Annotated in this window: 20 protein-coding genes; 10 read left to right on the top strand and 10 right to left on the bottom strand. The window is 53.4% G+C overall.

Features of this window, described 5'->3' with window-relative positions; all coding sequences use genetic code 11:
- Positions 1 to 4: 4 nt before the first annotated feature.
- The 4 genes from feoB to greB form a co-directional block, all read right to left on the bottom strand.
- Entirely contained in the window at positions 5 to 2,323 is a 2,319-nt protein-coding gene (gene feoB, locus BZK41_RS10485; RefSeq protein WP_003827652.1) for a Fe(2+) transporter permease subunit FeoB, read from the bottom strand.
- An 18-nt stretch (positions 2,324 to 2,341) separates the two neighbouring features.
- On the bottom strand, positions 2,342 to 2,569 hold the full coding sequence (gene feoA / locus BZK41_RS10480) for a ferrous iron transporter A (protein ID WP_003023519.1): 228 nt from the start codon (positions 2,567 to 2,569) through the stop codon (positions 2,342 to 2,344).
- Between the two features lie 432 nt (positions 2,570 to 3,001).
- The gene (locus BZK41_RS10475; RefSeq protein ID WP_079938113.1) at positions 3,002 to 5,335 is read right to left on the bottom strand and encodes a Tex family protein; all 2,334 of its coding nucleotides are present in this window, start codon (positions 5,333 to 5,335) and stop codon (positions 3,002 to 3,004) included.
- Positions 5,336 to 5,433: 98 nt separating this feature from the next.
- The gene (gene greB, locus BZK41_RS10470; protein ID WP_003023524.1) at positions 5,434 to 5,907 is read right to left on the bottom strand and encodes a transcription elongation factor GreB; all 474 of its coding nucleotides are present in this window, start codon (positions 5,905 to 5,907) and stop codon (positions 5,434 to 5,436) included.
- A 226-nt stretch (positions 5,908 to 6,133) separates the two neighbouring features.
- On the opposite strand from greB, the gene ompR reads away from it, so the two are divergent.
- Positions 6,134 to 6,853, top strand: coding sequence for a two-component system response regulator OmpR (gene ompR, locus BZK41_RS10465; RefSeq protein WP_001157751.1), 720 nt, complete (start codon positions 6,134 to 6,136; stop codon positions 6,851 to 6,853).
- Positions 6,850 to 8,202, top strand: coding sequence for a two-component system sensor histidine kinase EnvZ (gene envZ / locus BZK41_RS10460; RefSeq protein ID WP_003827658.1), 1,353 nt, complete (start codon positions 6,850 to 6,852; stop codon positions 8,200 to 8,202). Before ompR ends, envZ begins: the two co-directional genes overlap by 4 nt.
- Positions 8,203 to 8,276: 74 nt before the next feature.
- On the opposite strand, the gene pckA is transcribed toward envZ, so the two are convergent.
- Entirely contained in the window at positions 8,277 to 9,899 is a 1,623-nt protein-coding gene (gene pckA / locus BZK41_RS10455) for a phosphoenolpyruvate carboxykinase (ATP) (RefSeq protein ID WP_079938112.1), read from the bottom strand.
- A gap of 378 nt (positions 9,900 to 10,277) precedes the next feature.
- On the opposite strand from pckA, the gene BZK41_RS10450 reads away from it, so the two are divergent.
- Complete coding sequence (locus BZK41_RS10450; RefSeq protein WP_079938111.1) at positions 10,278 to 11,996, top strand: DUF4153 domain-containing protein; 1,719 nt, start codon at positions 10,278 to 10,280, stop codon at positions 11,994 to 11,996.
- Positions 11,997 to 12,090: 94 nt separating this feature from the next.
- Here BZK41_RS10450 and hslO read toward each other — a convergent pair whose 3' ends face one another.
- From hslO to igaA, 4 genes are all read right to left on the bottom strand, one after another.
- Complete coding sequence (gene hslO, locus BZK41_RS10445) at positions 12,091 to 12,969, bottom strand: Hsp33 family molecular chaperone HslO (protein ID WP_003023531.1); 879 nt, start codon at positions 12,967 to 12,969, stop codon at positions 12,091 to 12,093.
- A gap of 24 nt (positions 12,970 to 12,993) precedes the next feature.
- Entirely contained in the window at positions 12,994 to 13,395 is a 402-nt protein-coding gene (hslR, locus tag BZK41_RS10440; RefSeq protein ID WP_016157639.1) for a ribosome-associated heat shock protein Hsp15, read from the bottom strand.
- A 10-nt stretch (positions 13,396 to 13,405) separates the two neighbouring features.
- Positions 13,406 to 14,074 (bottom strand): GMP/IMP nucleotidase, encoded by a 669-nt coding sequence (gene yrfG / locus BZK41_RS10435; RefSeq protein ID WP_016157638.1) that lies wholly within the window; start codon positions 14,072 to 14,074, stop codon positions 13,406 to 13,408.
- A gap of 62 nt (positions 14,075 to 14,136) precedes the next feature.
- Positions 14,137 to 16,272 (bottom strand): intracellular growth attenuator protein IgaA, encoded by a 2,136-nt coding sequence (igaA, locus tag BZK41_RS10430; protein ID WP_079938110.1) that lies wholly within the window; start codon positions 16,270 to 16,272, stop codon positions 14,137 to 14,139.
- 322 nt (positions 16,273 to 16,594) lie between these two features.
- Here igaA and nudE point away from each other — a divergent pair, with 322 nt between their 5' ends.
- Positions 16,595 to 17,155 carry an ADP compounds hydrolase NudE gene (gene nudE, locus BZK41_RS10425; RefSeq protein WP_003827667.1) on the top strand — a complete coding sequence of 187 codons (561 nt, stop codon included), beginning with the start codon at positions 16,595 to 16,597 and terminating at the stop codon, positions 17,153 to 17,155.
- 105 nt (positions 17,156 to 17,260) lie between these two features.
- Here nudE and mrcA read toward each other — a convergent pair whose 3' ends face one another.
- Positions 17,261 to 19,813: a peptidoglycan glycosyltransferase/peptidoglycan DD-transpeptidase MrcA gene (gene mrcA / locus BZK41_RS10420; protein WP_048227408.1), complete on the bottom strand. Its 2,553-nt coding sequence runs from the start codon at positions 19,811 to 19,813 to the stop codon at positions 17,261 to 17,263.
- Positions 19,814 to 19,933: 120 nt separating this feature from the next.
- Between mrcA and BZK41_RS10415 the strand changes: the two genes are divergently transcribed.
- From BZK41_RS10415 to aroK, 6 genes are all read left to right on the top strand, one after another.
- Positions 19,934 to 20,713: a DNA utilization protein HofM gene (locus BZK41_RS10415; protein ID WP_079938109.1), complete on the top strand. Its 780-nt coding sequence runs from the start codon at positions 19,934 to 19,936 to the stop codon at positions 20,711 to 20,713.
- Positions 20,713 to 21,252: a PilN domain-containing protein gene (locus tag BZK41_RS10410; protein ID WP_079938108.1), complete on the top strand. Its 540-nt coding sequence runs from the start codon at positions 20,713 to 20,715 to the stop codon at positions 21,250 to 21,252. Before BZK41_RS10415 ends, BZK41_RS10410 begins: the two co-directional genes overlap by 1 nt.
- Positions 21,236 to 21,691, top strand: coding sequence for a hypothetical protein (locus BZK41_RS10405; RefSeq protein WP_079938107.1), 456 nt, complete (start codon positions 21,236 to 21,238; stop codon positions 21,689 to 21,691). Before BZK41_RS10410 ends, BZK41_RS10405 begins: the two co-directional genes overlap by 17 nt.
- Positions 21,681 to 22,094: a HofP DNA utilization family protein gene (locus tag BZK41_RS10400; RefSeq protein ID WP_079938106.1), complete on the top strand. Its 414-nt coding sequence runs from the start codon at positions 21,681 to 21,683 to the stop codon at positions 22,092 to 22,094. The genes BZK41_RS10405 and BZK41_RS10400 overlap by 11 nt, the downstream gene beginning before the upstream one ends.
- Positions 21,997 to 23,244 (top strand): DNA uptake porin HofQ, encoded by a 1,248-nt coding sequence (gene hofQ / locus BZK41_RS10395; RefSeq protein ID WP_079938105.1) that lies wholly within the window; start codon positions 21,997 to 21,999, stop codon positions 23,242 to 23,244. Before BZK41_RS10400 ends, hofQ begins: the two co-directional genes overlap by 98 nt.
- A gap of 404 nt (positions 23,245 to 23,648) precedes the next feature.
- Positions 23,649 to 24,170 (top strand): shikimate kinase AroK, encoded by a 522-nt coding sequence (gene aroK, locus BZK41_RS10385; protein WP_003023552.1) that lies wholly within the window; start codon positions 23,649 to 23,651, stop codon positions 24,168 to 24,170.
- Positions 24,171 to 24,219 lie beyond the last annotated feature (49 nt).

Genomic DNA, 24,219 nt, shown 5'->3' with positions numbered 1-24,219 from the left:
AACCTTAGTGGCAATCGCCAGTCGTGCTGGAACAGCAGGAACTCGCCGTTCTGTTGGTTGCCAGCAGTGCGAGGTCCACGCGGCTACGAGCCCGACGCAGCAGCCCCAGCAACACTATGTTAAACAGGATGACCGCTAAAATGCACACCAGGCTGTAGGTCGGGTGCTCTTTGTAGCTGACCGTCTGATAAAACAGCGTCGACAGAGAGTAGGCGATATTCAGGCCCCACAGAATCGAGAAGCTCATCCAGCCACGGCTGGATTCACGTGCGATAGCGCCCATCACGGAAATGCACGGTACATACAGCAGGACAAAAATCAGGTAGCTGTACGCGGCGGCGGCGCTGCCAAATTTCTCGCCCATCACGCCCATTGCACCCGTAGCCATTTCACCGTCGCCCTTGCTGGCTTCGATAGGGTTAGCCAGCACGCTCAGGCTGAAGGTGTCTTTCAGGCTTTGCCAGGTTTCATCCACCGCACCGAGCAGCTCGTCACCGAGGTGGAAATCTGCCGGGTTGAACTCTTCTTCCTGAATGTTTTCTGCGGTATAGAGCGTGTTCAGCGTACCGACAACCACTTCTTTCGCCATCGCGCCGGTGAACAGACCTACGGTTGCCTGCCAGTTATCTTCGTGCACGCCAATTGGCTTGAAGACTGGGGTAATGACGCGGCTAACGGAAGCCAGAGCAGAGTCGTTGATGTTGTCGACGATTTTTCCGCTCAGCGAGAAGCTGTTAAACGCGCTGAGGAAAATGCTGACGATGATGATGACTTTACCTGCACGCAGAACGAAGCCTTTCAGACGTTGCCAGGTTTGAATGATCAGACTCTTAATGTGCGGTACGTGGTATACCGGCAGCTCCATCACGAACGGCGTTGCTTCGCCACGCATGATGGTGTGTTTGAGCATCAGGCCGGTCAACACCGCCATAACGATACCCAGTACGTACAGTGAGAAGACCGCCAGCGCGCCGTTCTGACCAAAGAACGCGGCGGCAAAGACGGCGAAAATCGCCAGACGTGCGCCACAGGACATAAACGGTGCCATCATGATGGTCATCAGACGCTCACGCGGGGCGTCCAGTGTACGTGCGCCCATCACTGACGGTACGTTACAGCCAAAGCCGACGATCAGCGGGACAAATGATTTGCCCGGCAGTCCCAGCGCCTGCATTAGACGGTCCATCACAAACGCGGCGCGCGCCATGTAGCCGGAGTCTTCAAGGAAAGAGAGGAACAGGTACATCATGCCGATTTGCGGTACCAGCGGCAGCACGGTGTTAATCCCGCCGCCAAGGCCCTGGGCCAGGAAAATGGTCAGCCAGTCCGGGAAATGCAGCGTATAGCCAATCCACTGAATGCCATGGATAAAGAGCGCTACAGAGCCAACATCAAACAACGGCTGCAGCGCGCCGCCAATGTTGATGGCGAGCAGGAACATCAGGTACATCACGAACAGGAAAATCGGCAGACCGAGGAAGCGGTTGAGGATAATTTTATCTACCGCGGTGGTGAAACGGCTTGGTTCTGCCGTCAGGGTATTACTGACGGTATCGCAGATAGCGGCAATGCACTGGTAACGGGCATCGGCAATATGTAGCGCCGGGTCGTCCATTGTCTCGCTCAGGCGAGCAACAGCAGCATCCAGGTTTTGTGCTGCATCACCGGCGTAAGCGCGGCTGTAAATATCGCCTTCCAGCATCTGCAGGCCCAGCCAGCGGCGCTGTTTCAGCGGCATATCTTTGGCCATCGCGTCGGCGAGGGAATCAGCTTCTTGCAGCAGCGGCTGGGCATAATGGACCAGCTCGACGGTGTCGTTTTCTTTGTAGCGATCGATCGCCAGCTTCAGTGCTTCAATGCCGCGGGCGCGGGTGGAGACCAGCGGAACTACCGGGCAGCCAAGACGAGCGGAGAGGGCGTCGATATCGATACGGATTTGCTGTTTCTCAGCAATATCCAGCATGTTCAGGGCTACGATGCAGGGAATACCCAGCTCAAGCAATTGCAACGTCAGGTAGAGGTTGCGTTCAAGGTTTGAAGCATCGACCACGTTGATCAACAGATCCGCGTCGCCGCTTAAAATATAGTGGCAGGCGATCTGCTCATCGAGAGAGGTTTGGGATGAGATTGTCGTCAGAGAATAGGTGCCGGGTAAATCGACCAGCGTGACCTGATGGTCCGTCGTGGCGAAATGGCCTTCTTTACGCTCAACGGTAACGCCAGCCCAGTTGCCTACACGCTGGCGCGCGCCGGTGAGCTGGTTGAATAAAGTTGTCTTGCCGGAATTAGGATTACCAATTAAACCAATGGTTAGTTTTTTCATTTTTATAGACTCACTGTATTAACAGGAAACCGCTTCCACTTCTAATAACGCCAAATCCTTCTTACGCAATACCAGACTTACGCGACGCGTTTCGATATGGATAGGATCGCCGAGCGGGGCGACGCGTACCACGTTGAAGGAGGAGCCGGGTAGCATGCCAAGTGACAACAGTTTCTGACGATAAGCCGGGCTGATTTCACGAGCAAAACCGGTAATTTTCCACGCACTGTCAGGAGTGAATTGCATAGGGACCTACTTATATCTCGCTAACTGGATGATTACCTCATGGGGCGACAGGGCGGCATGAGACCAGATGATTAGCCAACGTAAGGAAAGAGTAAATAATCAACAAATCAATGATAATGAGAATGGTTTCTATCATCAATAGAATAAATGTGACGGAATGTACAATTGGATAATAATTTGAGCCAATTTTGATATTCCTCAATATTTATTCTGGTTGGGAACGAAGGATTTGTGGAAGTAATTATTGGGGATCTTAATGTTTAATTAAGGTTTCATCTGTTAATGAAGTGATAAATATATTGTGGTGCAAAGCGGGAAATAGATTAAATATGCCGGATGGCGATGCTTACGCGTCTTATCCGGCCTACAAATTAATTGTGTATGCCTGGCCGGACAGGGCGTTTACACCACCATCCGGCACACGGTTTAAACTTAGCGTTTTTTACCCATTGCCGCCGCCAGCGCATCCATCATCGCGCTGTTGCCCGCAGGCTGTGCCTCACGGCCACGCGGTTTCGCCGCTTTTGGTGCCGGGCGATTGCCCTGAGTACGATCGTTATTCCCGCCGCCGCGACGCGCATTAGTTTCACCCGGCTGCTCGTCCAGACGCATGGTCAGCGCGATACGCTTACGTTGCAGGTCCACTTCCAGCACTTTCACCTTCACAATGTCGCCCGCTTTCACCACGGTGTGTGGATCTTCGACAAACTTATTCGACAGCGAAGAGATATGCACCAGGCCATCCTGATGAACGCCGATATCAACAAACGCGCCGAAGTTGGTGACGTTGGTGACTGCCCCTTCCAGAATCATTCCCGGCAGCAGATCGTTCATGGTTTCTACACCATCGGCAAACTGCGCGGTTTTAAATTCAGGACGCGGATCGCGGCCCGGCTTTTCCAGCTCTTTGATGATGTCGGTGACGGTTGGTACCCCGAAGCGTTCGTCGGTAAAATCAGCGGCTTTCAGATTACGTAGTTCGCTGCTGTTACCCATCAGGTCACGCAATGATTGCTCGGTAGCGGCCAGAATGCGTTCCACAACCGGATAAGCTTCCGGGTGAACGGTAGAGGCATCCAGCGGGTTATCGCCGTGGTTGATACGCAGGAAGCCCGCGCACTGTTCAAAGGCTTTAGGCCCCAGACGGCTGACTTTTAGCAGTTGCTGACGGTTCTGGAATTGACCGTTCTCATCGCGCCAGGCAACGATATTTTGCGCCATCATGCGTGTCAGGCCGGCAACGCGGGTCAGCAGCGGTACGGAGGCGGTATTCAGATCAACGCCGACGGCGTTCACGCAGTCTTCCACCACCGCATCCAGCTTACGCGCCAACTGAGTCTGGCTTACGTCGTGCTGATACTGGCCCACGCCGATAGATTTAGGATCGATTTTCACCAGCTCAGCCAGCGGATCCTGCAGACGACGGGCGATAGACACCGCGCCACGCAGAGATACGTCGAGGTCCGGGAACTCCAGCGCCGCCAGTTCGGATGCGGAGTAAACCGACGCTCCGGCTTCACTAACGATCACTTTCTGTGCGGTCACTTGCGGGAACTGCTTCTGCACGTCGAGGAAGAAACGCTCGGTTTCGCGCGACGCTGTCCCGTTACCAATCGCCACCAGTTCAACGTTGTGTTTTTCACACAGCATCGCAACGGCAACGGCGGCTTTGGCAGCCTGACCGGTATGCGGATAAATGGTATCGGTCGCGACCAGCTTACCGGTACCGTCAACCACAGCCACTTTCACACCGGTACGCAGACCCGGATCGAGGCCCATAGTGGCGCGCAGTCCGGCCGGAGCGGCCATCAGCAGGTCATGCAGGTTACGAGCAAAGACGTTAATTGCTTCGTCTTCCGCACGTTCGCGCACGGTACCCATCAGCTCGGTTTCAAGGTGCATCAGCACTTTGATGCGCCAGGTCCAGCTAACCACGCCTTTACGCCAGCTGTCGGCGGGGGCGTTGTTCAGGCGCAGTCCCAGGTGATCCTGGATAATCTGCTCGCCGTGGCTCTCTTTTGGTGGCTCATCGAATTGCGGATCGGCATTCAGTGAAAGTTGCAACACGCCTTCGTTACGACCACGGAACATGGCCAGCGCACGGTGGGATGGTACTGTAGAAATCGGCTCGTGGTGATCGAAGTAGTCGCGGAACTTAGCGCCTTCCTCTTCTTTACCGCTTACCACGGTGGCGACCAGGTGGGCGTTTTTCCACAGATAATCACGCACTTTCGCCAGCAGCGCGGCGTCTTCTGCGAATCGCTCCATCAGAATGTAGCGTGCGCCGTCGAGGGCGGCTTTGGTATCCGCCACGCCGTTTTCGGCGTTGAGATATTTTGCGGCTTCCGTTTCCGGGTCGTGGGATGGTTCGTTCCACAACAGGTCTGCCAGCGGCTCCAGTCCGGCCTCAATGGCGATCTGCCCACGGGTGCGGCGCTTAGGTTTGTACGGCAGATAGAGATCTTCGAGTTCGGTCTTACTTAATGTGCCGTTGATCGCTTTCGCCAGATCGTCGGTCAGTTTGCCTTGCTCGCCGATAGATTTCAGGATTGCCTGACGGCGGTCTTCCAGTTCACGCAGATATCCCAGACGGGTTTCCAGATTACGCAGTTGCGTATCGTCCAGACCGCCGGTGATTTCCTTACGATATCGTGCGATAAACGGCACGGTGTTCCCTTCGTCAAGCAGGCGAACGGCAGCTTCTACCTGTTCAGCACGAGCCTGAATTTCACCTGCGATAATGCGGCAGAAAGAATCATTCATCATGGATAGCTTCGTCTATAGGATAAAAAATCAGGGGATAGTTATACGGATTGACTGGCAAAAATGCCAGCCATCTGCCGGGGCTTCGGATTGTTCCGGTCTCACTTCACGTATTCAATCTCGTTCACGTACCAGCTGGCTTCGCCTCCTGGGGTGTTTACTACCGCGAGATCGCCGACCTCTTTTTTCAGCAGCGCCCGCGCCATCGGCGAGTCGATTGAGATGTAATCTTTACGACCGAAGATCTCATCGTAGCCAACAATACGGAATTTGCGGATGTCGCCATCGTCATTTTCAATCTCGACCCACGCGCCAAAGAATACTTTGCCTTCCTGCTGCGGGGAGTAGTCGACGATTTTCAGATTCTCCATGCACTTGGTCAAATAACGGACGCGACGGTCGATCTCACGCAGGCGCTTTTTATTATACTGGTAGTCGGCATTTTCGCTGCGGTCACCCAGACTTGCGGCCCAGGTAACTTTTTTGGTGACTTCCGGGCGCTCTTCACGCCAGAGATAATTCAGCTCTTGTTTAAGTTTTTCATACCCTTCACGGGTTATCAGGGGCGTTTTCATCTTATTGTTTTACCTTCGACTCTGTGATGATGCGCACAATTAGTATTACGTGAGCATATCAACAGAATAAATAATGTATTGCGAGAAACATTGTATACTTAAGCTGCTGTTTAATATGCTTTGTAACAATTTAGCCTGGAATTCATACCAGAATTCGCTGGTGAGTCACGTTAGCTTTCTTAAGAATATACACTTAAATTGTTGCGAACCTTTGGGAGTAATAACAATGCAAGAGAACTATAAGATTCTGGTGGTCGATGACGACATGCGCTTGCGTGCGCTTCTGGAGCGTTATCTGACCGAGCAGGGCTTCCAGGTTCGAAGCGTCGCAAACGCTGAGCAGATGGATCGTCTGCTGACCCGTGAGTCCTTCCACCTGATGGTACTGGATTTAATGCTGCCGGGAGAAGATGGCCTGTCTATTTGCCGTCGCCTGCGCAGCCAGAGCAACCCAATGCCGATCATTATGGTCACAGCGAAGGGTGAAGAAGTTGACCGTATCGTAGGGCTGGAAATCGGCGCCGACGATTACATCCCGAAACCGTTTAACCCGCGTGAGCTGCTGGCACGTATTCGTGCTGTCCTGCGTCGTCAGGCGAATGAACTGCCGGGCGCACCTTCTCAGGAAGAAGCGGTTATCGCTTTTGGTAAGTTCAAACTGAACCTCGGTACGCGTGAAATGTTCCGCGAAGATGAGCCGATGCCGCTCACCAGCGGGGAATTTGCGGTACTGAAAGCGCTGGTAAGCCACCCGCGCGAGCCGCTGTCCCGCGACAAGCTGATGAACCTCGCCCGTGGTCGTGAGTATTCTGCGATGGAACGTTCTATCGACGTTCAGATTTCCCGTCTGCGTCGTATGGTGGAAGAAGATCCGGCGCATCCACGCTACATTCAGACCGTATGGGGTCTGGGCTACGTCTTTGTTCCGGACGGTTCTAAAGCATGAGGCGAATGCGCTTCTCGCCACGAAGTTCGTTTGCCCGCACGTTATTGCTCATCGTCACCTTGCTGTTTGCCAGCCTGGTGACGACTTACCTGGTTGTGCTGAACTTCGCGATTCTGCCGAGCCTCCAGCAGTTTAATAAGGTCCTGGCGTACGAAGTTCGTATGCTGATGACCGATAAACTGCAACTGGAGGACGGTACGCAACTGGTGGTGCCGCCCGCATTCCGCCGGGAAATTTATCGTGAGCTGGGTATTTCCCTCTATTCCAACGAGGCCGCTGAAGAAGCCGGACTGCGTTGGGCGCAACACTATGAATTCTTAAGCCATCAGATGGCGCAGCAGTTGGGTGGCCCAACGGAAGTCCGCGTTGAGGTCAACAAAAGCTCGCCGGTCGTGTGGCTGAAAACCTGGCTGTCGCCCAATATCTGGGTACGCGTGCCGCTTACGGAAATTCATCAGGGCGATTTCTCACCGCTGTTCCGCTATACGCTGGCGATTATGCTGCTGGCTATCGGTGGGGCGTGGCTGTTTATCCGTATCCAGAACCGACCATTGGTGGATCTTGAACATGCGGCGTTGCAGGTGGGGAAAGGTATCATTCCGCCGCCGTTGCGTGAGTATGGCGCCTCAGAGGTGCGCTCCGTAACCCGAGCCTTTAACCATATGGCCGCAGGTGTGAAGCAGCTGGCCGATGACCGTACGCTGTTAATGGCGGGTGTGAGCCACGATTTACGTACCCCGTTGACGCGTATTCGTCTGGCGACGGAAATGATGGGCGAAGAGGATGGTTATCTTGCGGAGTCCATCAATAAGGATATCGAAGAGTGTAACGCCATCATCGAGCAGTTTATCGATTACCTGCGTACCGGTCAGGAGATGCCAATGGAGATGGCGGATCTGAACTCGGTGCTGGGTGAAGTGGTTGCGGCAGAAAGCGGCTATGAACGTGAAATCGAAACTGCACTGCTGCCGGGCAGCATTCAGGTGAAGATGCACCCGCTGTCGATCAAGCGTGCGGTTGCCAATATGGTGGTTAACGCCGCCCGCTACGGCAACGGCTGGATTAAGGTCAGTAGCGGAATGGAGCAACATCGTGCCTGGTTTCAGGTAGAAGATGATGGTCCTGGCATCAAGCCGGAGCAGCGCAAGCACTTGTTCCAGCCGTTTGTCCGTGGCGACAGCGCGCGCAGTACCAGCGGCACGGGCCTGGGTCTGGCGATTGTGCAGCGTATTATTGATAACCATAACGGGATGCTGGAGATTGGTACCAGTGAACGTGGTGGGCTGTCGATTCGTGCATGGCTTCCGGTTCCCTTCACACGCGCGCCGGGCAATACGAAAGACGCATAACAAAGGGAGGCGAAATGCCTCCCTTTTTGTTGCTGTAGGCCGGATAAGGCGAAACCGCCATCCGGCACTTTTCGTTACAGCTTCGGTCCGGCGCTAACCAGCGCTTCACCCGCAGGGGTGTCGGTGTATTTCTCGAAGTTCTCGATAAACAGTTTCGCCAGTGCGTTGGCTTTTTCCTGCCACTGCTCCGGAGACGCGTAGGTATTACGCGGATCGAGAATGCGAGTGTCCACGCCCGGCAGCTCGGTCGGGATAGCCAGGTCAAACATCGGCAGACGGAACGTTTCCGCGTCATCCAGCGAACCGTTCAGGATGGCGTCGATAATCGCACGGGTATCTTTGATAGAGATACGCTTGCCGGTACCGTTCCAGCCAGTGTTAACCAGATACGCCTGCGCACCTGCCGCCTGCATACGTTTCACCAGCACTTCTGCGTACTGCGTAGGGTGCAGAGACAGGAACGCTGCGCCGAAGCAGGCAGAGAAGGTCGGGGTCGGTTCGGTGACGCCGCGTTCGGTACCGGCCAGTTTGGCGGTGAAGCCAGACAGGAAGTGGTACTGCGTTTGGTCTGCCGTCAGGCGAGAAACCGGCGGCAGTACGCCAAATGCGTCAGCAGTCAGGAAGATCACTTTGGTGGCGTGACCCGCTTTGGACACTGGCTTCACGATATTATCGATGTGATAAATCGGGTAGGAAACACGGGTGTTCTCAGTTTTTGAACCATCATCGAAATCGATGGAACCATCTTCGCGCACGGTGACGTTTTCCAGCAGCGCGTCACGACGGATCGCGTTGTAGATTTCCGGCTCGGCATCTTTAGACAGTTTGATGGTCTTCGCGTAGCAACCGCCTTCGAAGTTAAACACGCCGTCGTCATCCCAGCCGTGTTCGTCATCGCCAATCAGGCGACGTTTCGGGTCGGTGGACAGCGTGGTTTTACCGGTGCCGGACAGGCCAAAGAAGACTGCCACATCGCCTTTTTCCCCGACGTTTGCCGAGCAGTGCATGGAGGCAATGCCTTTCAGCGGCAGCAGGTAGTTCATCACGGAGAACATACCTTTTTTCATTTCGCCGCCGTACCAGGTGCCACCAATCAACTGGATACGTTCAGTCAGGTTGAAAGCCACAAAGTTTTCGGAGTTCAGACCCTGCTCTTTCCACTGCGGGTTGGTGCATTTAGCGCCGTTCATCACGATGAAATCAGGTTTGAAATCAACCAGCTCTTCGTCGCTTGGGCGGATGAACATGTTTTTGACAAAATGCGCCTGCCAGGCAACTTCGGTAATGAAGCGCACGGAAAGACGGGTATCGGCGTTAGCGCCGCAGAAAGCATCAATGATAAACAGGCGCTTGCCGGAAAGTTGCTGGGTGACTAATCCTTTCAGATGCTGCCAGGTTTCCTGGGAGAGCGGTTTGTTGTCGTTCTTACCTTTACCTTTGTCGGACCACCAGAGTGTGTCGCGCGTGGTGTCGTCACGGACAATGTACTTATCCTTTGGCGAACGTCCGGTAAAGATACCGGTATCAACGGCAACGGCGCCCAGATTCGTTAACACGCCACGTTCATAACCTTCCAGGTTTGGATCAAGTTCTTCCTGGAAAAGCGTGTCGTAGTCTGGATTGTAAACGATATCCTGAACGTCATTGATACCATAAGCCTTGAGATCTTGCGGGGTTAAACTGTTGTTCACACGCATTTCACTGCTCCTTAGCCAATATGTATTACCTGGAATAGTAAGGTTTTTTAGGGATTGTTAACCGCGACAAGGCTCATAGATTTACGCATCCGGGAAAATCACGGGCGACCGAATGCGCTGCGACTCCTGTCACAAAGAGGCAGATATTATGGCAGGAAACCCTTTTTTGTTGTGGAAAATGTTCTTAAAACGTTAATAGAGAGTGTTTTTGGCGGGAATCTTGTGAGTGTAATCGCATTCATGCAAGAAATGAACGTTGGTTATACATGAACAATATCGATTCACTTCCCGTCGTCGTGGTCTGAAATCGCTCTACTAATGCTCAAAATTGTGAAGTTGATGCGATAATTAGCTTTTCCCTTCATTCTGGATACTGACATGGATAGTGCTGAAATTTCACGTACGACGCGTTGGGGCATGATATTCATCGGCCTGTTGCAGGGGACATTATGCTATTTGCTGATGACATATCTGGTGCCCCATAACGATGGCTGGCTGTTCTATGGCATGCCTGCGACGATTGCGATCACCTCGGCACTTTTGCTTACTGTTGTTTCTTTCAAACAACGCGCACTGTGGTTCTGGATGGCGCTGATCTTTGTTGTGGTGCTGGCGATGAGCGTCTGGCTAAAGTGGCAAGTCGAGGACAGTGATAAGTGGCGGCAACATGATGTTTTTATGTTCTATGGTTGGCGCTTACTGCTGATGGCGATGCTTGCTTTGCCCTGGATTCAGTACTCCCTTCATGTCTCTCGTGAGCAGGCGCGTTACCCGCATTTTTATCGGCAATTGTGGCTTAATACGCTGACGTTGCTGATTGTCTTTCTCGCCAACGGTTTGTTCTGGCTGGTGCTCCTTCTATGGAGCGAGATGTTTAAGCTGGTCGGTATTCCCTTCTTCAGCACGCTCTTTTTTGATACCGACTGGTTTGGCTATGTGGCCTTTGGCCTGATTACCGCACTGGCAGTGGTACTGGCTCGTACGCAGTCGCGTCTGGTCACGGCGGTACAAAAATTACTGACGTTTATTGCCACCGGTCTGTTACCTCTGGTCGCGCTGTTGGCGCTGATGTTCATACTGACCTTACCCTTCACCGGGCTGGAGGCTATTTCGCAACGCGTGTCTGCGGCCGGGTTGATGTCAACGCTGACGCTGCTCCTGTTGCTGTTGATGGCTATCGTGCGTGAACCGCAAAAAGAGGCGTTACCCTATCCTGGCGCGTTACGCTACCTGATCAAATGCTCTCTGATTGTCGCGCCCATCTATATGCTGATTGCCGGTTGGTCACTGTGGGTGCGAATACAGCAGTACGGTTGGACGCCTGAGCGTTTGTATGGCGTGCTGGTGGTCGTGGTACTGCTGGTATGGTCGTTTGGCTATCTGGCCAGCATTTTGCGCCGCGGGCGCAATCCGCTTGAGCTTCAGGGGCCAGTCATTCTTGGCGTTTCGTTGCTGACGCTGGGGCTGTTGGTTCTGCTGTCGTCGCCGGTTATTGATACCTGGCGTATCAGCGTTAACAGCCATATGGGGCTGTATCACAGCGGGAAAATTAAACCGGATCAGGTCAGCCTGTATATGTTGGATCACAGCGGAAAACCGGGGCGCGCAGCGTTGGAAGCATTACAAAAAGATGTGGCGTTTAATCAAGACAGTAAGCGCAGACGCGACTTGAGTTCTCTGCTGCAAGGGAGCCGGGATCCGGTTAAAGAGCTAACCGCAACACAGTTAGTATCGAAGGTTGTGATTGCTCCGGGGAGCCAGAAGCCAGACTATGCGTTCTGGACGTTTGTCAAAACACAGGGATATCGCATCACCTCTTGCGTTGAGCAGAATGCGTGCGTACTGGTGAGTCAGGACCTCAATGCGGATGGTCATCCTGAGCAGGTATTATATGCCTTTGGCGATGGGGAGAGTCTGGTCTTCGGCATGCAGAAAAACAAATGGGATTTGTTAGCTGTTGCCAGGCTACCTGAAGGATTCAATAAGGATAAATTGCTGCAGGCGGTGGCGAATCAGCAACTGGGCTCAGCCCCCAGAATCTGGCGGGATATCACTATTGATGGCAAAAGACTGCCGATGACTTATTACACCGAGTGAGTGTGTTGCCGATATCGTTATTGCTGGATGTCGGCGCGAACGCCTTATCAGGCCTACGGCTGTTTTTCCGTAGGCCTATCAGGCAAGACGGTGATTAATGCACCTGTGGATCGGCAGGGGAGGCGTTGCTGCGGATCTCAGCAATATCCATGGCGTTAAACAGATAGTGGCTACCGCAGTAATCGCAGTGCATATCGATTTCGCCTTCTTCCGCCAGAATGCTGTCCACTTCTTCGTCCGGCAATGTTTTCAGTGCGCCTGCGCAGCGTTCACGTGAACAGGTGCATTTGAACTCAACGTCCTGCGGATCGTAGAGAGTAACCTCTTCTTCGTGGTACAGGCGCCAAAGCACTTCGTTGGCCGGCAGCGTCAGCAGCTCTTCGGCCTTAATGGTTTCGGTCAGGGCTGTCAGGTGATCGAAATCATCTGCCTGTGCGTTTTGCGCCGGCATTACCTGCAGCAGCATTCCGCCAGCAGCGGGTTTGCCATCGACGTCGCCAGTGCGGATGAACAGGCGTGTCGGCAGCTGTTCAGAACGCATGAAGTAATCTTCCAGACACGCTGCCAGCGTGTCACCTTCCAGACCGACCACGCCCTGATAGCGCTCGCCTTCTTCTGGGGTAATGGTGATCACCAGGTAGCCGTTGCCCACCAGCGTTTTCAGATCGGCATCTTCAGGAATATCACCCTGCATGCGGGCCACGCCGCGCATCTGCTGATTGTTGTTGCCGTTGATGACGGCCAGGCTCAGCGGACCATCGCCCTGCAACTGCACAGTGATATCACCGGCAAATTTCAGCGTGGCGGTGAGCAGGCTGGTGGCAACCAGTAGCTCAGCCAGCACGTTTTTGACCGGCTGCGGGTAAGTATGATTTTCGAGGATCTGTTGCAGGGTTTCCGAAACGGTCACCAGTTCGCCGCGCACGGCAAAGTTTTCAAACAGATAACGATGTAATTGGTCATGTTGCGGCATAATCATCTCTCTTGCAGGTGACAGTCACTCGCTGTCGCCATGTTTAAATCGTAACAGGTCGCGGCGCTCTTTTTTGTCCGGTCGCCTGTCCGGGTGCGGCATGGTTAACGCGTTAAGTTTACGCGCCAGCGCCACTTTTTCGCGTTTTTCCACGCTTTCCGCGGTTTCTTCGTACAGCGTAACGGCTTCCGTGGCCGGGCGACGCTGCTCGGTAATGGCCTTGATAATGACCGTTCGCTCGTCATTTCCCTGGCGCAGGGTGAGGGTGGCGTTCAGCTCGACAATCTTGCTCGGCTTGCTGCGCTGGCCGTTGTAGTGCACCTTACCGCCTTCAACCATTTCGCGGGCTAGCGCACGCGTTTTGTAAAAGCGTGCAGCCCACAGCCATTTATCCAGCCTGACTTCAGCAGAGGGCTTTTCTTTCATGGCGTCTCCTTCACATTAGTGAGGGGATCAGTCGGCGGTAGTCATTCAGTGACGGATGGCGTGCGTACTGTTTTTCGGCGATGCCGGAGTCGGGATTGGTCACGCCGAGGCAGTAACGAATACCGTACAGAGCAGCGGCGTCGAGAATGGGTTCGCTGTCGTCAATAAACAGCGTCTTCTCTGCACTCATTCCCGTTTCTTCAGCCACAGCGTGCCATAACCGCTGATCCTCTTTGGGATAACCAAATGTGTGGGTGGAAAGTAATAAATCAAGGTGTGAGGCCAGACCGGTATGCTCAAGCTTCACCGCCAGATTATGCGGATGTGCGTTGGTGAGCAAAATACGGCGCTTGCCGCTGGCTTTTAAGGCATCAAGAAACGGTACGGTATCTTCACGCAAAACGGCGCGCGGTCCCTGTTCCGTTGTCATGGCGCAAATATCCAGATCCAGGCACTCGCTCCAGTAATCCAGGCAGTACCAGTTTAGCGTATGCTGCACGGCATGATACTGCTGACGAATATAGTCCTGAGCTTCCTGAGGAGAGATACCCTGCTTCGCGCCATAGGTTTCCGGCACCAGTTTTTGCCAGAAATAGTTATCGAATGCCAGGTCGAGCAGCGTGCCGTCCATATCGAGTAATACGGTGTCGACATCCTGCCAGGCAATATTGATTTGCATGGAAACTCCCCAGAAGAAAACATGATGCGCGACAGGGTAGCATATCCTGTCGCGCGAGCGTGTTATCGAATCAGGCTTTCCGGGTCGTCAATAAGCGTTGGATTTAGACAACTTTCGTAGTAGCTCTGAATTTCCGCGATGCGGGTGCGGTGACGCTGGTAGCGTCTGAATGCCTGCACGCTGTTGTAGATAGCGCATCCGAGCATGGAAAACATCAGCAGCGTCGTGCCAAGGTAGCGCCATAATCCTGAACGATCCGGAATACGGTGCAGGCCAATGTGCTGGGTGCCATTGGCGTCAGTCGAAATATTGGTGACGATCCCCTCCGCGCGAAACGATGTCTGCATCAGCATCTGCGCTAGGCGCTGGAAGGCGTTCCACTGTTCCTGGGGTGGATAGTCATATAGCGAGGTCGTCGGCCATGGCTGATCGACCAGATCGCTGCCTTCATCGCTGATAATCAGGAAACCACCGGGGGCAGGGCTATTCAGCGCCTGGGCTGCTCGCGCAGTCTCGCGTGAAATAAACGGCGCTGTAGAGGTATTCACCAGATTATCTAACGACTCTGCGCTTACCGGACGCAGCAGCACGTTCACACCATCCAGTTTGCCTGCGTTCGCTCGCTTCACCAGCGCGGCCCAGTCTTTACTGTTACCGAGGTTAACCAGCGCATTTTTTAAGCGTACACATTCATCTTTGGCTGCACACAGATCGGCCGTTTTCAGGACAATCTCACCAAAATCGTCCAGTAATACCATGCCGGACTTTTGGATTGCCGAGCGTAGCGATGCGCTGACGCGAGAGTCATCGTCAGGTTTGGGATGTAGCTGGCGGCTCACTGCCTGCGTGAGCGCGATAGCCTTATTCACCAGGTCAGACTCAGGTAACGGCAATGCGCGCGCGTCATTCCAGATAATTTGTGAGCAATCGAAAGGCATAAACGGCGTGGCAGGCTGCGCATTCCAGCTCCCTTGGGTATGAATGTTACACATACCCGTACCGCTCAGGTGCAGCGTGTCACCCACGCGAACGCCCGCGTTTTCGAGCTGTTTAACGCTGGTGGCTTCGATAGTTTGCGCGCCCTTCATCCAGGAAAGCGTGACCTTTATCGGCATATCCAGCGGGATCCAAAACAGCAGCATCAGCAGTACCAGCAAGGAGCCGCCTGCGATGACGGCGTTGCGCAGCCAGTGCTGCAACGGGAAGTTTTTCACTTCATCGTGCAGAGATAAAAAACGCCCCTGGCGGACAACGTGGCGATCGAGATAAATATCGATATCCGTTTGCTGGCCAAGGTCTTGGGCGATGTAAGGCTGCCAGTGAGGTGGGTAGATCAGATCAATAATACCCAGCGAGATATTATTAATTTGCTCCTGATCGTTTTCGCCAAACAACCCCCAGCGACGCGGCGTACCGCGCAGACAATGAATTTCCCGCAGGGCGCTTTTGGACGGCGGGGCGAACAATCCCCACAGACCCGCAGCTAACAGCAGCACCGCGCCACCGACTGCCCACGGAACAAACGTATTCGGGATAACCAAACAGAAAAAGAACAGCAGGAATGAGGCGGTTATCAGCAATGCTTCGCGCAATCCCGAAGGACGGCTGAGCGCATATTCTTCATGGGTTTCCTGGCGAATATTCAGCAGTTCAATCTGCTCACTTTCTTCACCACGAATTGACGCCTGGGTGGACGCTGTGTGCTGTAACGCATAACCTCGCGCTTCCTGCATATATTCCTGCAGCGTATGGCCGTTCAACGAGATAACCAGCGGTATCGTATTGGTGTGGATTATCTCAACGCTGTTTTCGTCATTGATGTATTGTTCCCAGAAAGGGGGAAGATGTACCTCAACGGAATCAAGATAGTAGCGCCATTTGTTAGGATCGTCGGTGGTAATGCCGTAACGTGTAATCGAACGAGTAAGCACGATGACGCTATTACTTTGGGCATTCAACGTTAATGAGACCGGCGCAGAACTGGCTCCCGTTGGACCAGGTACTTGCTGAATTTGACTAAGGCTTTCGAGATAGTTTTCGACTGCACTGCGTTCTTCAGGCGCGAGTTTACGTTTCGAGGCGTCTGAGAAGACGCTGCTCAAGGGTAAATTTTTCTGCCTGGATTTTGATTTGAGTAGCCATCCTGCAAGCAATGAGCAGGCCAGCAAAGCAGCTAAAAAAATCAGAATGGTGCTCATGCTTTCCCCATCTTACTTAGTCTGTCAGGCGTGGTCAGTCGCACCCTGTTCAATATTCGTGATTCTGTGGTTGGCTATCGGCAAGTGTGGAGTCGAACTTGAGCATCTTTAAGTACAGCCCAGTAAATGCGAATCATAGCAAAATCACTAAAAATGGAATATCAGCAAATTCCTGGAGTTATTTCAACCTATTGACTTTTAATTTGAAATAGGGATTAACTTTTAGTACGTTACATAAATGTAAATAAACGGCAATTCACATTGCCGAAACCGTGCGGTATATCGCACAATAACCCCAGATTTCACAGCAAAGATCCTCACAATGAGCAAATCATTACAGAAACCCACGATTTTGAAAGTGGAAACCGTCGCCCAATCCCGGCTTTTTAAGGTCGAAAGCGTGGACCTTGAGTTCAGCAATGGCGTACGCCGCGTTTATGAACGCATGCGTCCATCCACGCGTGAAGCGGTAATGATTGTGCCGATTGTTGACGACCACCTGATCCTTATTCGCGAATACGCGGTCGGGACCGAGTCCTACGAACTGGGTTTTTCTAAGGGATTAATCGATCCTGGCGAAAGCGTGTTTGAGGCGGCGAATCGGGAGCTGAAAGAAGAGGTGGGGTTTGGCGCAAAAGATCTGACGTTTTTAAAGAAACTCAGCATGGCGCCATCTTATTTCTCCAGCAAGATGAACATCGTGGTGGCAGAGGACTTATATCCTGAATCGCTGGAGGGTGATGAACCCGAGCCATTACCGCAGGTGCGCTGGCCGCTGGCGCATTTGATGGACTTGCTGGAAGATCCTGATTTTCACGAAGCACGTAATGTCAGTGCGCTGTTCCTCGTACGGGAATGGTTGAAAGGGCAGGGGCGGCTTTAATTACGATTGCCAATTGATGCCTTATCCAGCCTACAAAATTCCGGAAGATCAAAGAATTGTACCGAATTTGTAGGCCGGATAAGCGAAGCGCCATCCGGCAATTGATCAGAACAGTTCGTGTGTCTCACCATTATCGATAATGGTTGTTCCCACCTCGTGTACCGCCTGCTGCGTTGGCTGAGTACCTTCAATGAAATACTCTGCGCGGCTATTGCCACCGCTTGCCAGTTGTCCTGTGCTGCGATCGATATTGACCGTCACGATACCCGGCGGCGGCGTCAGCGGCTGTTCAGGCACACCTTCCAGCACGGATTTCATGTAAGCATCCCATGCAGGCTGCGCACTCTTCGCGCCACCTTCGTAGCCTGAGATTTGGTCTTTGATCGCGCCGGAAGCTGTCGTATGACCAAGGTTGCGGCGATGGTCATCAAAGCCGATCCATACCGACGTTACTACCCCTGGCCCGTAACCGGAGAACCACGCATCTTTAGAGCTGTTGGTGGTCCCGGTTTTCCCGCCGATATCATGACGCTGTAAATCGCGACCTGCACGCCAACCGGTTCCCATCCAGCCTGGTTCACCAAAGATATTGGTGTTCAGCGCGCTTTTAATCAGGAAGGCCAGCGGTGTGTTGATCACGTGCGGAGCGTACTCTTGTGTTCCGCTTTGCGCGACCAGTGCCTGGTTAGCCTGCTCAAGCTGTGGCATAGGCACGGCGGCATTCTGCTGTTCCTGCGAGACGGCGACATCTTCTACGTTACTGTTTTCCAGCACGTTAGATTTCTGGGTATCGCCGTAAATCACCGGAATATCGCATTCCGGGCAGGCAATTTTCGGCTTCGCTTCGAAGATAACGCCGCCCATATCGCTTTCGATCTTACTGATGAAATACGGATCGACCAGGAAGCCGCCGTTAGACATCACTGCGTAACCGCGTGCCACCTGCAACGGTGTGAACGAAGCAGAACCCAGCGCCAGCGACTCGGTATGCACAATGTTCTGTGCCGGGAAGCCGAAACGTTGCAGATACTCTGCCGCGTAATCCACGCCCATGGCGCGCATGGCGCGTACCATCACCACGTTTTTCGACTGACCCAGCCCCTGACGTAAACGGATAGGGCCAGCATACTGCGGCGGTGAGTTCTTCGGCTGCCAGTCGGAGCCGGCACCGGCATCCCAGCGGGAGATCGGTACGTCGTTGAGCATGCTCGCCAGCGTCAGACCTTTATCCATCGCGGCGGTATACAGGAATGGCTTGATGTTGGAGCCCACCTGACGTAACGCCTGGGTTGCACGGTTAAACTTGCTCTGGTTGAAGTCAAAACCACCCACCAGCGCCAGCACCGCGCCGTTTTGCGGGTTGATGGAGACCAGTGCGGAGTTGACGTCTGGCACTTGCGCCAGCCACCAGGCATCGCCCACCTGGCGTACCCAGATTTGCTGGCCGGTCTGAACCACGTCGGTCACTTTACGCGGCGTTGGGCCTTGTTGAGTATCCGAGCGGTAAGGACGCGCCCAGCGCATACCATCCATGCGTAATGACACTGACGTACCATCCGCCAGCGCGGCAATGGCTTCCTGCGGATTGGCGCTGGTAACAACCGCTGGCAGCAGAGGGCCATAAGTCGGCAGCGCTTTCAGCGTATCGGTAATTTTCTTGCTGTCCCAACTGCTTTCGCCCACTTTCCACAGCACGTTCGACGGGCCGCGGTAGCCGTGGCGCATGTCGTAATCCATCACGTTGTTACGTACTGCCTGCTGAGCCGCCTGCTGCACTTTGCGCGTAATGGTGGTGGTGATGCGATACCCGTCTTCATAGGCTTTCTCGCCATAACGGTTATACATCTCCTGGCGCACCATCTCAGACAGATACGGTGCAGAGAAAGCGATTTCCGGCGCGTGGTAGTTGGCATCAATGGCCTCGCCGCGCGCCTGATCGTACTGGGCCTGCGTGATGTAGTTTTCGCTCAACATACGCGACAGTACAACGTTACGTCGCGCGGTTGCACGGTCCATCGAATAGAGCGGGTTGAAGGTTGACGGCGCTTTTGGCAGGCCGGCAATCACCGCAATTTCACTTAAGCTGAGCTGATCAACCGTTTTACCGAAATAGACCTGCGCGGCAGCACCCACGCCATAGGCGCGATACCCCAGATAGATCTTGTTCAGATACAGTTCGAGGATCTCATCTTTACTCAGCAGTTGTTCAATGCGGATTGCCAGGAACACTTCCTTGATCTTACGCATCAGCGTACGTTCCGGGCTCAGGAAGAAGTTTCTCGCCAACTGTTGGGTAATGGTACTCGCCCCTTGCGACGCGTGACCGGAGAACAGCGCGACGCTTGCCGCACGGAAGATCCCCACCGGGTCTACCCCATGGTGCTCATAAAAGCGGCTGTCTTCTGTGGCGATAAAGGCTTTGAGCATTACCGGCGGCATCTGATCCAGCGTGACCGGGATTCGACGTTTCTCGCCATATTGCGCGATCAGCTCGCCGTCAGCGCTGTAAACCTGCATCGGGATCTGTAAACGCACATCTTTGAGCGTCGCGACGTCAGGCAATTGCGGCTCGATATAGCGATAGAGGCCATAAATCGAGCCTGCTCCCAGCAGGATGCAACATACTGCAAGGATTAATAAATACTTTACGAACTTCACTGGAGATTTCCCATTTAGTGGCATTTGGGCAGTTTATAAACAAACGCGCGGTAGTATAAAGGCAAGCCAGACGCATTGATATACCCGTTAAAGCGACGGGTGATAAGGAGATCATCAGCAATGGCTTTCAATATCTGGAAAATTGGCCTGCATATTCAGCAACATGAAGCGCTGGCTGTCGCGGCTGTTCGCGACGCATCCGGTTGGTTTCTACAGCGTTGGTGGCGTATACCGCTGACGCCTCAGGCTATCGTCGATGGCCACATTCGCGAGCCTGACCAGTTTGTCGCCGCGCTACTGCCGTGGAGCCGGGAGCTCCCTCGCCGACACCGTATTCATCTCTCTTTCCCCGCCAACAGGACGTTACAAAAAAAGTTTCCTCGTCCGACAATGACGTTACGCGAGCCAGAGCAAACTGCATGGTTGTCCGGTTCGATGGCGCGTGAACTGGATATGGCGCCGGATGCGCTGCATTTTGATTATAGCGAAGACACGTTGAGTCCGGCGTTTAACGTCACTGCTGCGCAAAGCAAAGAGATTTCAGCGCTTCTGACGCTTATCCAAACCCTGAAGGTGCAGGTTACGGCGATTACACCGGATGCCAGCGCGCTACAGCGATTTATTCCCTTCTTGCCGGAGCATCACCAGTGTCTGGTATGGCGTGATGATGCCCAGTGGTTATGGGCGACCCGTTCGGCATGGGGGCGTAAATCAACGGGTGATATTGGCAGTATCGATGAGCTTGCCACGACATTGTCTCTGCCCTCGACAGCCATTGTGCAATGCTTTCCTGGCGGCTTCGATCCTTTAAGCGTCGTGTCTGTACGCCAGCCGCCCATTCCAACGCAAAGCCATCACTTCGCCATTGCTCTGGGACTCGCTATGGGGGACGCATACTGATGATAACGACCATTAATCTTCTGCCCTGGCGTCAGGCTCGGCGTTACGCTTGCCTGCGCTTCTGGGGCATCTTATTTAGCGCTTCACTCTTGCTTAGTATTGGCGTGTTGTTGCGCTATTACAGCGTGTTGAGTGTAGAACATCGGACTGAATTGTTGCTGGCAGACGCCGAAAAGACGCGGGCCGAGGCCTTAATGGCGCTAAAGCCGCGTATGCAGCAGCGCCAGCAACGATGGCAGCAGGTGCAGGCAAGGAACAAACAGCGTGAGCAGACCCAAAGCTGGCAGCGGGTTTTGCAAGAGCTGGCGGAATTACTGCCGGAGCAGGCGTGGTTAACAAAAATGACCTGGCAGCAGGACACGCTGGAACTGACGGGAAGCACGCTGAACTTTGCCGCGCTGAAGACGCTGGAAGCACAATTACGTCAGCAGCCATTGTTTCAGTTGAGCAGCCCCGGTGAAACGCAGCAGGATGCGCAGGGACGCTGGCAATTCCACTATCGACTGACACGGAGCTGTGCGCATGATAACGCTCTGTGATGTCTGGTTAGCGCAGTCGCCGCGCTTTCGACTCATCTGCTGGTGTGGCTGGATACTGGGGTTACTCATACTGGTGACGTTATGTCTTTACCCCGTAGCGCGGGAGCGGGCTATGCAACGCGAGACGCTGGTCCAGCAACGTGCAGCTATTCAGATGCAATGGCGAGATGTCTATCTGCTGGTGGCATCACCAGAAGAGCCTGAAGAGAAACTGACCCCGTTCTCCCCGCTGTTGTTTCAGACTTCCCTCACTCGTCTTATCCACTGGCAGCCCTCCGCGCAAGGCGGAGAGATGATGCTGAAACCAGCCTGGGATGCCATCCCGCAGATGTTTATCCAACTGGCGGATCAGGGGATGAACGTCAGTCGATTTTCGCTTAGCGCAGAAGGCGCGGAGCTGCTGCTAACGCTACAGCTGGAGCGCCTGAATGACGGTTGAACGCTGGCTGTTGGCATGTATGAGCGTACTGATGCTCACCGGTATGCGTAATCCCTTCCTGCCGCCGGAGGACCATTGCCAAATTGCTGAGCTGTCGACATGGCGTTTTCAGGGCATGGTGAGCCAGGGCTCGCGACCCATGGGCATCGTTCAGGATAGCCAGAAAAAATGGCGGCGGGTAAAGCAAAATGACGTCCTGAAAAACGGTTGGACGATTACGCAGATAACGGCCCAGAACATAACCCTCGACACAGAAAAAAAATGCGAACCGCCGCGGTGGCAGTGGCAACGACAAGGAGCGGTAAATGAAGCGATGGATAGCGTTGATAGTAATGGTACTGGCGGTCGGGATAACGAACGCGCTGGCGACGAAACCGCAAAACGTGACGCTGGTGGTCGATGATGTGCCGGTTACGCAGGTATTGCAGGCGCTGGCTGAACAGGAACAGAAAAACCTGGTTGTTTCGCCAGATGTCAGCGGCATGCTGTCGCTGCATTTGACGGATGTCCCCTGGAAGCAGGCATTGCAGACGGTGGTAAAAAGTGCCGGGCTGGTATTACGCCAGGAGGGCAATATCCTGCATGTGCATTCTGTTCAATGGCAGAATGACAATGCGGCCCGCCAGGACAATGAACAGGCGCGGATTCAGGCCAGTTTGCCGCTGGAGCAGCGCAGCATTATTTTGCACTATGCCGATGCCACCGAGCTGGCAAAAGCAGGAGAAAAGCTGCTCAGCGCCAAAGGGAGCATGACGGTGGATAAACGGACTAACCGCTTACTGCTGCGTGATAATAGCGTTGCGCTTAACACCCTGGAAAAGTGGGTGGCGCAAATGGATTTGCCGGTTGCTCAGGTTGAACTGGCGGCGCATATCGTCACCATTAATGAAAAAAGTTTGCGCGAGCTGGGGGTGAAGTGGTCGCTGGCTGACGCACAACAACCGGGGGCGGTTGGGAATGTTACAACGCTTGCCAGCGATCTCTCTGTAGCCACCGCCACATCCCGCGTGGGATTTAACATTGGTCGTATTAACGGTCGTTTACTGGAACTGGAGTTGTCTGCGCTGGAGCAAAAGCAGCAGTTGGATATCATCGCCAGTCCACGATTACTGGCATCTCACCTGCAACCTGCCAGTATTAAGCAGGGCAGTGAGATCCCTTATCAGGTCTCCAGCGGTGAAAGCGGTGCGACATCCGTCGAGTTCAAGGAAGCGGTACTGGGGATGGAGGTGACACCAACGGTGTTGCAGAAAGGGAGAATCAGGCTGAAACTGCATATCAGCCAGAATGTTCCCGGACAGGTTCTACAGCAAGCAGATGGCGAAGTGCTGGCTATCGACAAGCAAGAGATTGAAACGCAGGTCGAGGTAAAAAGCGGCGAGACGATTGCGCTTGGCGGGATTTTTTCACATAAGAATAAATCTGCAGCCGACAGCGTGCCGCTATTAGGCGACATTCCCTGGCTTGGCTCTCTTTTTCGCCATGATGGTAAAGAAGACGAAAGGCGCGAATTAGTGGTCTTTATTACGCCCAGACTGGTTTCAACGGAATAACTTATGCATGAAAAGCCGTTGTTTTTGCACTGAACACGTTTCAGGGATTTGACGTGAGGGTGTATTTAGCATACAAGGAGTACCGATTTGAGCGTCGGTACTTTTCTTTACTTATGCGGCAGTGAATACGCTTTGCCTTTCCGGTGGTGTGCCATAGGCTTATTGGGTGTCATTTGACTGCGCGATACGTCGCCAGGTCTGATGTTTGCAGGGTAGCATGCCTGCCACGACCAGAAATGCGTTAGGTTTGGTGATTTATTCAGTTGCCAAACCCGCTTGAGTATTGAGATAATTTTCAGTCTGACTCTCGCAATATCTTATGAGGTTTCAGTTCATGTCCTGCTGCGCTGGGTGTCTGCGAAGCGGGTTTACCATTAACGAATAGTCTTAGTAGTACCGAAAAAATGGCAGAGAAACGCAATATCTTTCTGGTTGGGCCTATGGGTGCCGGAAAAAGCACTATTGGGCGCCAGTTAGCTCAACAACTCAATATGGAATTTTACGATTCTGATCAAGAGATTGAGAAACGAACCGGAGCTGATGTGGGCTGGGTCTTCGATGTAGAAGGTGAAGACGGCTTCCGTGATCGCGAAGAAAAAGTCATCAACGAGTTGACGGAAAAACAGGGTATTGTGCTGGCAACTGGCGGTGGCTCTGTAAAATCACGTGAAACACGTAACCGTCTTTCCGCGCGTGGCGTCGTGGTCTATCTTGAAACGACAATTGAAAAACAACTTGCGCGTACTCAACGTGACAAGAAACGCCCGCTGCTGCAGGTAGAATCACCGCCTCGTGAAGTTCTGGAAGCGTTGGCTGACGAACGCAATCCTCTGTACGAAGAGATTGCTGACGTGACCATTCGCACCGACGATCAGAGCGCAAAAGTCGTAGCAAACCAGATTATTCATATGTTGGAAAGCAACTAATTCTGGCTGAATACACACTCGTCTGCGGGTACAAGTAACTAAGGTGGAT

The organism is Citrobacter sp. A316 (genome assembly GCF_002042945.1).
GTDB classification, from domain to species: Bacteria; Pseudomonadota; Gammaproteobacteria; order Enterobacterales; family Enterobacteriaceae; genus Citrobacter; species Citrobacter portucalensis.
The sequence above is the reverse complement of the archived record's forward strand: the minus strand, read 5'-3'. Positions and strand labels throughout refer to the sequence as shown.